Source organism: Rhodopila sp. (assembly GCF_035548095.1).
GTDB lineage: Bacteria > Pseudomonadota > Alphaproteobacteria > Acetobacterales > Acetobacteraceae > Rhodopila.
In genome coordinates this window covers 336387-351142 of sequence record NZ_DASZUV010000001.1, presented here as the reverse complement: position 1 = coordinate 351142, position 14756 = coordinate 336387, and the positions used below count along the sequence as shown (strand labels likewise).

The 14756-nt window shown below is 61.6% G+C and carries 9 protein-coding genes; 7 read left to right on the top strand and 2 right to left on the bottom strand.

Going from position 1 to position 14756, the window contains the following annotated elements:
* Positions 1 to 39 precede the first annotated feature (39 nt).
* From VHC04_RS01500 to VHC04_RS01470, 7 genes are all read left to right on the top strand, one after another.
* Positions 40 to 330 (top strand): CopG family transcriptional regulator, encoded by a 291-nt coding sequence (locus VHC04_RS01500; RefSeq protein WP_325677207.1) that lies wholly within the window; start codon positions 40 to 42, stop codon positions 328 to 330.
* Entirely contained in the window at positions 327 to 1826 is a 1500-nt protein-coding gene (locus VHC04_RS01495) for a DNA cytosine methyltransferase (RefSeq protein WP_325677205.1), read from the top strand. The genes VHC04_RS01500 and VHC04_RS01495 overlap by 4 nt, the downstream gene beginning before the upstream one ends.
* Entirely contained in the window at positions 1795 to 3453 is a 1659-nt protein-coding gene (locus VHC04_RS01490; RefSeq protein WP_325677203.1) for an McrB family protein, read from the top strand. The genes VHC04_RS01495 and VHC04_RS01490 overlap by 32 nt, the downstream gene beginning before the upstream one ends.
* Before the next feature lie 9 nt (positions 3454 to 3462).
* A complete protein-coding gene (locus tag VHC04_RS01485; protein ID WP_325677201.1) occupies positions 3463 to 5124 on the top strand; it encodes a DUF2357 domain-containing protein in 1662 nt (553 codons plus the stop codon).
* Position 5125: 1 nt separating this feature from the next.
* On the top strand, positions 5126 to 5623 hold the full coding sequence (locus tag VHC04_RS01480) for a very short patch repair endonuclease (RefSeq protein WP_325677199.1): 498 nt from the start codon (positions 5126 to 5128) through the stop codon (positions 5621 to 5623).
* A gap of 98 nt (positions 5624 to 5721) precedes the next feature.
* Positions 5722 to 8334: a PD-(D/E)XK nuclease family protein gene (locus tag VHC04_RS01475; RefSeq protein ID WP_325677197.1), complete on the top strand. Its 2613-nt coding sequence runs from the start codon at positions 5722 to 5724 to the stop codon at positions 8332 to 8334.
* A complete protein-coding gene (locus tag VHC04_RS01470; protein ID WP_325677195.1) occupies positions 8331 to 11618 on the top strand; it encodes a UvrD-helicase domain-containing protein in 3288 nt (1095 codons plus the stop codon). The genes VHC04_RS01475 and VHC04_RS01470 overlap by 4 nt, the downstream gene beginning before the upstream one ends.
* Positions 11619 to 11622: 4 nt before the next feature.
* On the opposite strand, the gene VHC04_RS01465 is transcribed toward VHC04_RS01470, so the two are convergent.
* Positions 11623 to 13041 carry a UvrD-helicase domain-containing protein gene (locus VHC04_RS01465; protein WP_325677193.1) on the bottom strand — a complete coding sequence of 473 codons (1419 nt, stop codon included), beginning with the start codon at positions 13039 to 13041 and terminating at the stop codon, positions 11623 to 11625.
* Positions 13028 to 14746 carry an ATP-dependent nuclease gene (locus VHC04_RS01460; RefSeq protein ID WP_325677191.1) on the bottom strand — a complete coding sequence of 573 codons (1719 nt, stop codon included), beginning with the start codon at positions 14744 to 14746 and terminating at the stop codon, positions 13028 to 13030. The genes VHC04_RS01465 and VHC04_RS01460 overlap by 14 nt, the downstream gene beginning before the upstream one ends.
* Positions 14747 to 14756: the final 10 nt, after the last annotated feature.

The following is a 14756-nucleotide window of genomic DNA, read 5'->3' as shown; positions in this document are numbered from 1 at the left end:
GAACGCGCGAGCGCGGCTACCGCGGCGGGCAGGAGACAGGTGAAAAATCACGCCGGAGCGGATTTTGTGGTGCACGATGCACCCCGGCAGCATATGTTGGGTGCATCGTGCATCAGGAAGCGATTCATGGCGGCTGCATCTAAGAAGACAGTCCGGACGTCTGTCATTCTGCCTGAATCGGCTCATGCTCGTATTCAGGCGCTTGCGGACACCAATAATGTTTCGGCGGCATGGGTAATCCGGGCGGCCATCATGCAGTTTCTCGAGGAGCATGATGACGAGACACAGCTCCCGTTAAAGCTGCCGAAAATGAAAAAGGGGGCGGGATGAGCGGGGAAGCGATTCGAAGGAAGGTCGCTCGGATCCGTGCGGGCGCGAAGCCGAGAGTGCTGGATCTGTTTGCCGGTTGCGGGGGACTTTCGCTTGGGTTTCAGGCTGCGGGGTATGCGCTGTCGGCTGCGGTCGAGTTCGATCCTGACGCTGCACGTTCGCACGGATTGAACTTTCACGGAGGCGATCCAAAGCACAGTCGCGCTCGGGATATTATCACGACACATCCAGAGCAACTGGTCGCAGAGCTGGAGCTTGGCGCCGTTGCAAACGCCGTCGATGTTATCGTTGGAGGTCCGCCCTGTCAGGCTTTTGCACGGGTTGGCCGGCCGAAGCTGCGTGAGATCGACGCCCATCCCCAAGCATTCCGGCATGATCCGCGAGCGCGTCTTTATCAGGAATATCTGAGATACGTAGACGCCTTCCAGCCCCTTGCAGTGCTGGTTGAGAACGTGCCCGATGTTCTCAATCACGGCGGCCAGAACATCGCAGAAGAAATCTGCGAAGTGCTTGAGGATAAGGGTTATGTCTGCGGTTACACGCTTCTGAATGCCGCCTTTTATGGCGTGCCGCAAATGCGCGAACGCATGTTCCTCGTCGCGTATCGCCGTGAGATTGCGGACAGAGTGTCGTTCCCCGAGCCTTCAAACTGGCTGGTGCTGCCGCCTGGTTATGAAGGCTCGCGCGCCGTCGCACTGAAGGTGCTGAACGGCCATCTGGAGGAGGCGCACGACTACCATGAGCCGCCAATCGCCAGTCTGAAACTGCCCCCAGCGGTGACGGCCGAACAGGCTCTTGGGGACCTGCCGCCGATTTACGCCCGGGATCAGCTCGCCGCAGGCGACCTGCGCCGTGGCGCCCGCCGCTTCGATCAAAACGTGCCCTATGACGGGAGGCGCAAGATCTCGGCGTATGCGCGCCTGCTGCGCTCCTGGCCAGGATTCGAAGCTCCAGAGGAAGGCCTCCGGGACCACGTCATTCGTTACCTGCCGCGCGACTACGAGCTATTCGCGCGTCTCAATCCAGGCGATCAATATCCGCAGGCATGGCAGCACGCGATGAACATGCTCGCCGAGAAAATCGCTGAACTGCGGCGCAAGGGTAAAGTAGTGCGCGAAGGCTCCGTCGAATACGAGCGTTTGCGCGATGCAATTGTCCCTCCTTACGACGCCACCAAATTTCCGAACAAGTGGCGGAAGATGTGGCGTGATCAGCCGGCGCGCACTTTGATGGCGCATCTTGGAAAGGACAGCTACAGCCACATTCATTACGATAGCGAGCAGGCGCGCACGATTTCCGTGCGGGAAGCGGCCCGGCTGCAGTCCTTCCCTGATGGATTTGTCTTCTGCGGAACGATGAATCCGGCGTTCCGGCAAATTGGCAACGCTGTTCCGCCTCTTATGGCGAAAGCGCTCGCGGAAACGATGATGATCGCCCTCCGGGGCAGGGAGGAGCGGGACGATCATGTCAGCAGAAGAGCGGCAGCAGCAGTTTGAGGTCGCAATTCGCGCTCAGCCGGGCATTCGGCCGGAAGCGCGGATTGCGAAGAACTTCGGCTTCTCAAACAGCGCCCGCGTGATCGAGGGCGGGCTCTTTGCCTGCACGAACAATCTGGAGGCTTACTCGGCGAGTTTGGCCGCGGGTCGCACTGCGCCGATTGAGCAGTTCATCTTCCTTTGCGTATTAACCTTCCCGCCGCAGGACGAAGTGTATTTCGCGGTCACCGTCACGGCTGAAGCAGATCATATCAACAAGGGTTTGCTGAAGCTCTTCCACGAGGGCGAGGAGCGCAACAAGCAGCTTGTCGCTGCATCAAAAAAGGCCGGCAGCATCAGCAACAATGTCAAATTCTACATAACCGATACCGGAGAGATCTATTTTCATAACCACGACTTTCGGGATTCATTGCGCAGCGCCCCTGGAGAGGCGACCCTCGATCCGGACTGCATGGCGAAAATCGATTCCATTCTCTTCGCCATCTGGCCTCCGGCAGCTTCCGCGCGCCGGAGCCTGCTTGCCCGTGAGTTTGTCGGCTATCTCGGAAGCCTGATCGGGCGAGAAAAGGTCCATGAGCTGCATGTGTGGGCCGACGCCGGCGCCGTCAGTCCGGGCATGCAGCGGTTGCCCGCTACAATTCCGCTCGCCGAGATCGAGGCGGCGGTGACGTCGCTCGGCGGCCACTATCCCGGCGGAGAGGTCCGGCGGTTTCACGCCGCGATGAATTTTCTCCGGCATAAGCACTTCGTGATTCTCGCCGGTCTCTCAGGTACCGGAAAGACTCAGCTTGCGCTGAAATATGCCCGGGCGGTCCATGGTCTGACGGCGAACAACATTCCGGATCCCTTCCTGTTCGTTTGCCCTGTCCGACCGGAGTGGACAGATCCCACGGGCCTGACCGGCTACTACGACGTATTGTCGAACCGCTATATCGTTCCGCCATTTCTTGAAGCGGTTCTTCTCGCAACGGCGCATCGCGACTCCCCGGTGTTCGTCGTGCTTGATGAGATGAACCTTGCGCGGGTGGAATATTACTTCTCTAACGTCTTGTCCGCGATCGAGACGGGTGAGGAACTGCAGCTTCACTCAAGCGGCGTTCCACTTGAGGGCTCAACCGGCACATCGGTGCCCGCCGCCCTGCCATTGCCACCCAACCTCTATATTGCCGGTACGATCAACATCGACGAGACGACGAATCCCGTCAGTGACAAGGTTCTGGACCGCGCCATTGTCATCGATATGTCGGCGGTCGATCTGGCGGGATTCCTTTCGGCCCTGGCAGGTCGCGAGCCGACGCTAAAGGATGCACGGGCGGCGTGCGAGCTTCGTCTCGTCGCCGCCCAAACCGTCATGGCGACTCATAGCCTGGGATTTGGCTACCGGGTCGCTGAGGAGGTGGTCCGCTATCACGCATTTGCGACCGAGCACCTGAAGGCGGATGCTACTGCCATCATCGACGATCTGATGGTGCAGAAAGTACTTGTGAAGCTGCGGGGCAGCGAACGGCAGCGGCCACTACTAACCGGTCTGGGCAAGGCGCTGGACGGGCTGCCACGTTCGCAGGTGTTCCTCGGCAAGCTGACAGCGGACCTGGACGAGTTCGGCTCATTCCAGGCCAGCCGGTGAGGTCCGCTGATGGCCGCCTTGCTCATGCGCAGCGAAACGACGGGCGAGGCATGGAGGGTGTGGCCAGAGCCGGAGACGGTCGCACCGGGTATCGTACATGAGACGGGGAGCTATCTCTTCGAGCTGCATAACAGCACCGATGCGGCCACGGCCGAGCTTCTGATAGATGATGTTCCACTGGAAGCTCTGCGGACGCAGTCGTCGGATACAGCGCGATGGCGCTGGTCGCCGGGTTTCCACGCCGGAGCCGTTGAGGCGGAACTGCGCCTGTCCGGGCAGGCACCGCGCCGCTTCGAGCTCGTCACCGATCCGGACCAGCGAAAGCTCACCCGTGACGATTTCGACGCGATGGTGCGTGAGATTCTTGACGACACTTTCGCCCTGTTCTCCCTCAGCAGCTTCCGCAAAGCTGTCGCCCGTGGCACGGGTGGTCGGCCGCCGGCGATCGCGCGTCTGGAGTTCCTGCGTTCAAGGGTGGACGAGCTGGAAGCTGTTGTTGCTGCCATTGTGCGCAGCCCCCGTCGCATACTGGTCGCCGACGAAGCGATCCTTCCCTATCACCGCGCGAGCCGCGCGACCGGGCCCGAAGTGCTCCGGTCCTTCCGCTCTGGAAGAATTCTACAGGAGAGCGTGAAGCCCTCGCGCCTTCCGGCACCACTCAAAGGCTTTCTGCCGGAGCGCATCCGCGTGCGCCAGCGCCTGAGCTCTCTCGATCTGCCAGAGCACCGTCAGATGGCCGCGTGCTTGCGGTCGTGGGTCGCCTGGTTGGGCGCCGCTGCGGAACTGCTCGAGCGAAGCCGGCGTGAAGGGGATGCCGACCTGCGTCAGGGAGCGGCCGCGTGGGCACAGCGCTGCCGCCGTTTGTCGCGCCGCATAAGCAATCTTTGTGCGGCGGCTCCTTTTGCCGAGGCCGGGAATGCGCCGGCGCGCCTCGTGCTCTCTGCGCTGTTCCGCAACGATCCCTCATACCGCCGCTTCTACCGAGTTTGGCAGGACATGAATCTGGGCATCGCCGCGGTATTCGGCGAGTTTCTGAACCTGCCTCTGGCCCGCACTTTCGAACTGTACGAATTGTGGTGCTTCCTACGTCTCGTCAGGGCTGGGGCGGAGGAGTTCGGTCCGGCCGGACTTGATGTGCGGGACTTGTTCATCAGCGACGCAGCCGGCGGCGTGACTCTCGCAGCTGGGGCAGTCACAGTTCCGGTTGGCTCAGGGTGGAAGCTGTGTTTTCAGAAGCAGTATCGTGAGTTCTGGATCGAGCCAGAGCGTCGGGGCTCTTACAGCCGTGCGATGACTCCCGATGTCGTAGCCAGTCACGAGTCAGCAGGTCAGGATGACAGCCGGCTCATCGTGCTGGATGCAAAATATCGGATCGACGAAGGGCTTAACGATGCGCTCAGTTCGATCCATACTTACCGCGATGCATTAGTGCAGGAGGCAGATTCCGGTCAAACGAAAGGCATCGTCACCGCTGCTTATCTGTTGACGCCGCATGTGCCGGCGCTCGGATCTAGTTACCGCGATACGCCACTGCCGGGACGGCTGTTTCACCCGAGCTACCGATCCGGCTTCCGGTTTGGCGCCGTCACCCTGCGCCCGGGAATGACAGCCGCAGAGATCGCGGCCACGCTCAGGCTGGTGGTCGCCGACGCAACAATGAGGATTTCCTGATATGGACGTCCTCACGCCTGAACAGCGCCAGCACAACATGAGCCGCATCCGGGGGCGCGATACAAAGCCGGAAATGCTGCTGCGTCGCCAGCTTCATGCGGCCGGTCTTCGTTTCAGGTTGCACGCTTCTGGCCTGCCGGGGCGACCTGACATGGTCTTTCCACGGCACCGTGCAGCGATCTTTGTGCATGGCTGTTTCTGGCACGGACATAACTGCCCGCTATTCAAGTTGCCCAGTACGCGGGCCGAGTTCTGGTCGGCCAAAATCTCCGGCAACCGCGATCGTGATTTCCGGACGATAGCGGCGTTGCGCGAGGCAGGCTGGCGCGTGTTGATCGTTTGGGAATGCAGCTTGAAAGGACCGGGACGCCTGACGGTGGCGGAAGCAGTAGATTTCTGCGCGGCTTTCGTCAGAGGCGGAGCACGGGACGCCGAGTTGACTGGTGTTTGGCCCGAGTCGACGCAAACAGGGGCAGAGCGGCGGTCCCCGGCAGAGTAATTTGCGAGGGCCTTGTCGCACTAGGAGAGAAGCGTGCTTCCCGCGGTCAAGAGCCCATGCAAACAACTGGGGCCGGATAAGTTGCGAGTAGATGGCATATGCACATCCATACGGTCGTTGTTGATGGTCCCTTGGCGTTGCGAATGCGACGTCTCGATGCCGCATGTGCCCAAGTCTTCGGTCGCCAGGTCCTGACGCTCCCTCTTCTCGCCGCACGGCTCGCGGGAGGCTTCATTGCACCGGCGACGCGAGAAGCGATGTACCCGGCCATACGGCAGGCCCTGGAGGCCGGCGGATACGAGGACATTGACAAGGTGTCCCAATTGCCGGGGATGCCCGTGGCGGTTTTATCCGCCCTCCGGGACTGGTGGGACATGGAGAGGCCCGCCTTGCTGCCTGACAATGCTCGCCTCAGAGATTTCGCGTTGCTTGAGCGCCGCGTGCGAGGCGCGCTGCCGGCCGGGATGCTGTCACCTCCCGATCTCGTAGAAGCGGCGCTGGAGCGCCTTTCCTTCGCCCCGAAGTTGATCGGGGCGGTCACCATTCAAGACGTTCCCGATATCAAAGACGTTTGGCGTCCGCTCGTACAGAAACTCTGCGATGTCGTGCCAGTCCGATGGATTGGATCACAACACAGTCATCGCGCTTGGTTCGCCGGAGAGATTGAGACGCGCCTTTCAGGGGCAGGATCGCTTATGTCCGCTGATCTCTGCGCCGATCCGCGAAGCGAGGTCAGAGAGGCACTGCGCTGGGCACGGGCGCTTGTGACGGCCGGAAAAGCCTCACCCCACGAGATCGCCATTTCCGCCGCTTCGCCAGTAGCGTGGGACGATGCATTTCTGGTTCTCTCGCGAGAAGCAGAGCTTCCCATTCACTTCACGCACGGTATCCCGGCGCTGGCGACCCGCGAAGGGCAAGCGTGTGCGGCACTCGCGGACATTCTATTACGTGGGCTATCGCAAGAGCGCGTGAGGCTCTTACTTGCCCGGCTGCCACGTAGTCCGGTTAAGGAGAGCTTGCCCAGTGACTGGGCCAAAGGCTTGCAGCGGAGCGCTGCACTGACAAGCCAACGGCTTTGGCGGCACGCTCTCGAGCAGGCACGGAGCGAGCGAGCAGACGGCGATCTTGCGGAAAGGGTACTGTTGCCGGTTCTAGATGACTTGGCCCACGGCATCGCGGGTGCCGGCGACGTCGGGCGCCGTCTCTTGAAGGGAACTGCACTCATATTGTGGCGCGATGCGTTGCGTATGGCGCCCCCTCCAGCCATTGAGCTTTCGCTGCAGGCGCTGCGCGTTTCTGACGGCCGCGAACCAGGAAACGCCATCGTGTGGGGACCCGCCCATCATGTGGCGGCAGCGCCACGCGCGTATGTTCGCCTCATCGGCCTCGATGCGAACGCATGGCCGAGACGTTCGAGCGAGAATCCACTGCTGCCGCAACACCTCCTGGGCCAGCTCCGGCTTCCCTCTGCGAAAGCACACGAAGGTGACCGATTGATGCATGACATCATCGTCGGGCACTCGGACAGTTATACACTTTCGCGCGCGTACCGGAACGCGACAGGCTCCCTGCAGGCGGCGAGTACATTGTGGCCGAAGGACCGGGAGCGCGTTGTGGGACGTAGCGCCATACCCTCACACGCATTCAGTGAGAGCGATCGTCTCTATGCCCGTCCTGCCGACGCAGGAAAAGACCGTCAGGTGCGCGCGAGTCGCGCCTGCTGGCGCGCATGGTGGCACGAGGAGCAACACACAGCGCACGACGGGCGAGTCCGCGCCGACCACCCGCTTATCGTTGATGCCCTCGCTGAAGTTCAATCCACGACGTCCCTTCATCGCCTTCTGTGCGATCCTTTAGGTTTCGTCTGGGAATACGCGCTTCATTGGCGCGAGCCGGGTCTCGACGCCCAGCCCTTCGCGCTTGACCATCGCGCGTTTGGCGAACTCGTCCATGCTCTCATTGCGGGTGTGTTGCGCGACACCGTTCACCGAAATGCGGACGAAATCGGCATTGCCTTAGATCGAGAGGCGGCCCGCCTTGCTGGTGCGTGGCCGATCACCAGGGCAGTGCCACCAGGTCTTCTCTGGGAGCATACGGTGGCAATGGCCCGCGAGCGAGCGTGGCGAGGTCTTAGGGACGCGCTGGGTGAATCGCGGGGCGTGAGCTGGACGGAGCTATCGTTCGGCGAGCCTCGAGATGAGCCTCACCCATGGACCACTCTCGCGCCTGTGCCAATTGGGGAGAGCGGCGTTTTCTTCCGAGGACGAATTGACCGCCTTGACGAGGACGCCGCGCGCGGGGCGGCGGTCATCACCGACTACAAAGTTGGGGCGATGCCTGAGCGAAAAAAGCCAGTCGTGTTCGATCGTGGCGCTGAACTCCAACGTGTCTTCTACGCCCTCGCAGTGCGATACCTTCTTCCTGGGGTTCGGACCGTCAGCTCGCAGCTGACGTATCTTCAGCACGATCCCGCGCGCAGGCGAAGCCTCGCAAACGAGGAGCTTGAGAAGGCTATTGACCAAGCCGTCTCATTCACCGCGGCGGGCGCTCGCCTGCAGCGCAGTGGGGAGACCGCGCCGGGACCGGTGCCGGTATTCTTCGATCCACTTTCTATTGCTCTGCCAGCGGACGCGGATGCGTACCGTCGGGTGAAGCGTCGTTCATTCGCCCAAGCGAACGCAGCGCTCGACAAGCTCTGGAGCAGCCCATGAGTGTGCCCGATCTCGACTCCCGCAGGCGCGCACTCACCGATTTCAAATCGAACATGCTGGTCGAGGCTGCGGCTGGCACCGGGAAGACATCGTTGATGGCCGCTCGCGTGGCGATGATGATCGCGGCCGGAATTGATCCGGCAAAGATTGCCGCCATCACCTTCACCGAACCTGCGGCGAGCGAGCTCGAGGCGCGAATACGCTGGACCATCGACGAGCTCCGACATGGAGGGCTGCCGCCCGCGCTGTCCGGAATTGTCTCGCTGCCGCTGGAGGAAGCTGCGCGCGGACGCCTCGATGCGGCAGCCCCCTACATTGGAGACATCACGGCAACGACGATCCATGGTTTTTGCCAGGGAATCCTTCGTTCTCACGGCATCGACGCCGGCCTTGACCCTGGTTCCCGCGTGGTGGACGAAACGATTGCCGACGCCCTCTTTGATGAAGTGCTGGCAGCTTGGCTGAAGGAACGGCTGGCAAGCGATGACGAACACGACGGTCCGGTCGGTGTTCTTGCAAAAGACGATCCACTGGGCGTCGTTGAGCGGATTCGCGAGCTTGCCGACATTCGACGAAAGCATCGCAGTGCAACCGTGCCAACACCTGATTTGTCGACTCGGCCGGACCGCACCTTCGCTCACGCCGTCACTGAATTTTCGCGCTGGCATGCCTCGGGACCCGGAGACTCGTGGACAGCCGATCTCATCGCGGATCTCGAGCGCCTTTCGGTCTTCTTCGAAGGTGATCATGCGAACGCCGGCTTTTCTGCGCTGTGGCGCCTGACCCAGGTGCCGCGCATCAGCATGATGCGGAAGAAGAGTATCGACTTGCTCCCTTACGACAGGATGCGATTTTGGAGACAGGCGCTCGGCGAAACGGCTGGGCGGCGTCGGGGACAGGAAGCGGCCCAACACTACGAAAAGGTTCAAGCCGCTTACCGGACGCTGATCGGCTCCATTGCGCAACGCCTCGTGCATGAACTGGCTGCGCATTTAACCGGCGTGATCGAAGCTTACGATCGGCGCAAGCGCGAAGCGGCCGTCCTCGACTTTGATGACTTGCTACGGCAGGCGCGAGCGCTGATCTGTGAGAATTCCGACATTCGCGCTTGGCTCGCCGAACGATACGCGTACCTGCTGGTCGATGAATTTCAGGACACCGATCCCGTACAGGCGGAAATCGTATTCTGCATAGCGTCGAGTTCACAGCCCAAGCATTGGAGCGGCGCATTCTTGCGCCCCGGCGCGCTATTCCTGGTTGGTGATCCCAAACAAGCGATCTACCGATTTCGCGGCGCTGACGTGGAGTCCTACGCGCTCGCGAAATCCGTTATTGCGAAGGCCGACAACGGATGCCTCCTTGCGGTCACCGCCAATTTCAGGTCCCGGCCGCAGATTATCACGCACGTCAACACAGTGTTCCAAGACGTCCTCGAGAAGCCGGGACAGCCTGGATTCGTACCACTCGTTGCGACGCTAGAACCACCGCCGCTTTCGTTTCCCGCGGCCGCGAAGCTGACGATCGACGTTTCACGTGACGCGAACGCTGAAGAACAGCGCGAAGCGGAAGCCTTCGCCGTTGCCGCGCTGTGCGCACGCTTGATCGGTGCGATGAAGATTTGCCGGCCGGATGGGACGGAGCGGTACTTGCGCGCCGGTGACATCGCTTTGCTTGCGCCGACGCACGCTGACCTGTGGCGGTACGAGCGTGCCCTTGAGGTGCAGAGCATCGCGGTGGCGTCTCAGGCAGGCCACGCGCTGTTTCGGCGCCAAGAGCTTCAGGACCTCCTTGTTCTTGTTCGTGCCATCGCGGACCCACTGGACACCCTGGCCTTCGGCGCGCTGATGCGAGGTCCGGTTGTCGGTCTGCGCGACGAAGACCTTCTTGATATCACGGCGGCGCTTTCTCCCGACCAGGACGGCCGCCGACGTTTTCAGCTGCGAACGCCGCCGGATCAGGTGAGCAATACCCTTGCACGGGACGTATTGGTGAAACTGCAGGCGCTTCACCGCCTAGCCGCCGAACTTACTCCCATGCAGCTTGTCGCCTTCGCAATTGAGCGCCTCAACTTACGAGTGATCATGGCAGCGCGGCACGGCCAGCGGAACGCACGCGCCCTTGCGAACCTTGATGCGATCGTGGAACTTGCCAGGCCCTACGATGTCGCCGGCCTCCGCGCGTTTGCGCTTGATCTTCAACGCGGATGGCGAAGCAAGCGCCGACATCCGGAAGGAAGGGTAGACGCATCCGAGGATTCGGTCGAGATCGTCACCATGCATAGCGCGAAGGGCCTGGAGTGGCCAGTAGTCATCACGGTGAACTCATCGACACGCTTTAAGCCTCAAGACCAGTTTGTTTACAGGCAATCCGACGACACAATTCACTGGATTGTCGGGGGCATCGAACCTCCTGCACTTGCAGCCGCCCGTGAAGAGGAGGAGTTTCGAGAGGCGCGGCAGCGCGAGCGGCTTTGGTACGTCGCGACGACGCGTGCGCGGGACCTGCTTGTGATCCCACACCTACCGGGCGCCGCCTCACGCTCATGGTCGCGGGTGATGGATCTTGGGCAAAAGCAACTCTCAGAGGTCCAAGCCGACTTGTTGCCTGAACCCGTTCTGATTGCTGCGCAGTCGACCGCGAATGAGCAGACGGAGGCGGTATTTAGTGCCGAACGTGAGAGATTGGCCGGCGCTTCACCGCCAATCATCTGGCACCGTCCGAGCGAAAGCGATCCGGATCGTGCTCCTGAAAATGTCGATGTGTTCGTCGTTGACGACGCGCCGCATGCGCTGCGAGAGATTGATGGAGCAGGCGCGCTGCGCGGTACAGTCCTGCACAAGCTTATGGAGGAGCTCCTCACTGGGGAGCTTGGACCGTCCCGCGAGCAAGCCGCGCACCGCGCGGCGGAGCTAGTTGCTCAGCTGCAACCGAACGTCAGCGACGCGGGGGATGGCGGAGGACCCGACGCGCATGAGATGGCGGAGACCGCTTTGCGCACATTGGCTCTGCCTGAACTCGCGCCTTTTCTCGCCCAACTCGTCCCCGAAACGCCGCTCTGGGCGGCAAATCCGCCCCACTACCTTGCCGGCCGCGTGGACGCGGCCGCGATCGACGGAGACCGCATTGCACTCGTCGTCGACTGGAAGTCAGATGTGAATCCCTCCGCAAAGGCGCACGGCCTGCATGTAGCGCAGCTGCGTGATTATCTGCGCGTCACAAATGCCGAACGGGGCGCTATCGTGTACATGTCGGCGGCGCGGGTGTCCTGGGTCGATCCTAAGTAGCGCCTCACCAAGGTGGATTGAGAATCGGTGAGGACGAGCAGACCAGGACGCTGCGCGACCCCCGCGTCATTGCGACGTAGAGATTGCGTGCGTTGAGTGCTCCTGCATTGAGGATGACCGAGATGTCGGCCTCGAGACCTTTGAGGAGCAGGGTGCTTCCGACAGAGCGCTTGGCGAGTGGCCGGCCGATGAGTCGAGATTGTTCGCGTATCGTCACGGTCGCGTCTCGGAACGATGGCCCTCCGGGCGAAGCGGCAAGTTGCAGAGCCCGCTGGGCTGCAGCCAGTACTGCAGGACGGTAGCAGCGAACCCCGCCTGCGCGGTTGATGGCGACGAGGAGATCCGCGACATCTGTAAGCGACCGCGATGCCTCGAATCTCGCAGCCGTGTTCTCTATCTCGGAAAGGGGCCGCCCAAGTTTGCCGGCGCGAAATGCCGCAACCGACCGCACGAGTTCGTCGGCTGAAAAGGCGCTCATCAGGTTCTCTGCAAAATCGGCCACGACGGATAGTGCATCCGGACTCGCGAGGTCGAGGGCGGTGCCAAAGTCGGTGAGATCCCGCAGATCGACGGCCTCGACCGTTACCGCTCCCTCGACTTGTCGCGCGAAACGGCGCTGTCCGCGAGGGTCTGTGCTGTCGCCGATGATCAAGACCCTGGTGTCGCCCGGCGCGTCGACCGCGGCGGCCGCCCGCCGCAGCGCATCGTCCTGCCGGCCATCGAGCTGAATCCACTGGAGACCGCCGGGCGCTGTTCGAAGGTCGATCGGTTTACCTGCCGCGAGGTGGGGCCGTATCGACAACAACCACTTGCCCAGATCATGTGCGCCTGCGTTGTTCCATCGCCAAGGGATCGCGAGCTCTCCGACTATGGGGAAAAAGGGTTGCACGTCCGTCTGCCAATTTGCCAACGGGTCGGCGCCGAATCCAAAGATAGACTGAAACGGGTCCCCGACGATGGCCGTGGGAAGACTCTGAGCCAACCAGGTTACAAGGGCGTGCTGGCGGATCGAACAATCCTGGTACTCATCTACAAACAGGTGTCCGAAACTGGCGGAGAGAATGTCGTGAAGATGCCCGGCGGCAACGAGCCGCGCTGCCGCGTCCCGAATGGCTTCGTAATTCGGCCGAGCACCCGTTACGATTCGCGGGTCGTGCCCCGCTCGCTGCGGAAACGTCGAAATCAGCCTGATCGCGAAGCCGTCCAGCGTTGTGGCGCGGTAAGTGCTCGGCTTCACCCCGGCCTTTTCCAGGCGACCTCTTAGCGCGGCGACGCCCGCGTTAGTGTGTGTCAGCACTAAAATGGGTTTCGACCTGTCATGCCGCGCGAGAGCATCGCTGATGAGCTGGGTCTTGCCGCAGCCGGCTGGCGCTATCACCAACCCGCGACTTATCGTGCGGAGGTCGATTTCAGCGGCCGCCATCTGCCACCCAGTCGAGGACGCCATCGATGACGGCTGTGAGGCTGTCATCTGCGTCGTCGTATGCTGGTCCGACAATAGTCCGCCCCGCCGTTTCCATCGTAGTGATGGTCTTCAACCAACCAAAGCGTGCTGCCGCGTTCCCGAGGAGAGTGCGACTATCGACTCCGAGGCCGCCGATCAAAGCCTCGGTTTCCAGATCATGAAGCGTGGTTGCGCCTTTGGAGATCGTCTTGATATGCGCCTCGATCAAGGAGCGGTCCTTTGCCTCGATAGCTAGTTCGAGAAGTTCGCTCACCGGACCGGTCGGCAGCGCGTTGAACAATTCCTGTTCGAGCGCTCGCCCGCCGCCCCAGGCGAACACGCTGCCACCACTCGCGGTAAAGGCGGCTTCGGCTGAAGCCGGAGCGGGTTTGTCGCTGTCTCTCAGGATGGCCATTCTGTAGCCAAGAGATTGCAAGGCGATCGCGCGGGTGAACGTCTCATCGCCGTTGCCATTGACTAAAGTTGCACCGCATGCTGCCAGCGGCCTTTCACCGATCGCGGTGAAATGCTGATCCAGACCACGCATTAAACCAATTTCACTTCCGCCCTCACACACCACAATGGAGGAGGCAAGCAAGGCATGGGCGTGTGCGCGGATCGTGCCCTGTACATCGCCGGCACCGCTTGCGCGACTGACGATATGCTGGTCGCCCGTCTTGCGAACGATATGAAGCTGATGTGCGCTCAACTCAGTGACGGCTGTCGGGGAGTGGCTCGTCGCAAAGACTTGCAATGGGGGCGCCTCGTCCTTTGCGCCTAGGGCTCCCAGTAGTCGGATGATGCGGTGTGGCTCCAATCCATACTCCAGCTCGTCGATCAGGAAGGTCGTTGCCTTTTCCGCGGCCTTGCGTTGCAAGGCAGCTATCAGCAACCGCGACGATCCCAGACCGAGAGACCTCAGCGGAACTCCCTCTTCATCGTGGAGGGAGATCGTGCCTCCGGTGAAGCTAAGCGACCCTGCATCGATAAGGGCCTGTACCGTCGTGCCAACCGGCACGCCCATCTCGCCTGCCGCGGTCGTAACGAGCTTCAGCGACTCCTCTAGCTCTTTGAGTTCTTTCTGGTCGAAGGAGTCTCGCAATTCGCGCGCCAGCCGTGTCAGCTCGTTGGATGCGTCCGCCTTTCCGCCTGTCAGCTTGCTGAGCACTGAGCCCCGCCGCCACGTCAAATGAGTGTCCCCCGTGACGCCAAGCCTAGCCGGGGCCACGCGAACACGATCGGCCCAGTTGAGGTTGCGCGTACGCCCTGCCGCGCTCGCGCGCGGTGATACGAGCGTCCATTCTGGCTCGAGGTCGCCTCGAACGGTGAGCTGCAGGGTGAGAGCAGTCTCCAATCCGGTGCCAGGCTCCTCTTCGACAATGCCGGTCGCCGCATTGAAGCCGACCAGGAAGTCCCCATACATGTCGAGGTTTTTGAGATCGTCGTCCAGGTCGCCGAGGGTCAAGCCGATACGGATCGGTTGATCGAAATTGACACCATGGAAGTCTGCGTCGGTGAAGGACAGCGACCGCCGCGCACCAAGACATAGGTCGATGGCATCGAGGATCGTGGATTTGCCAGTGTCACCGGGCCCGATCAGGCAGTTCATGCCCGCGCTAGGCAGCCATCGCAGTTTTCGGATCGCACGGAAATTCTCGATCTCAAGAACACGGATCAGCGCCATAATGCTTCCC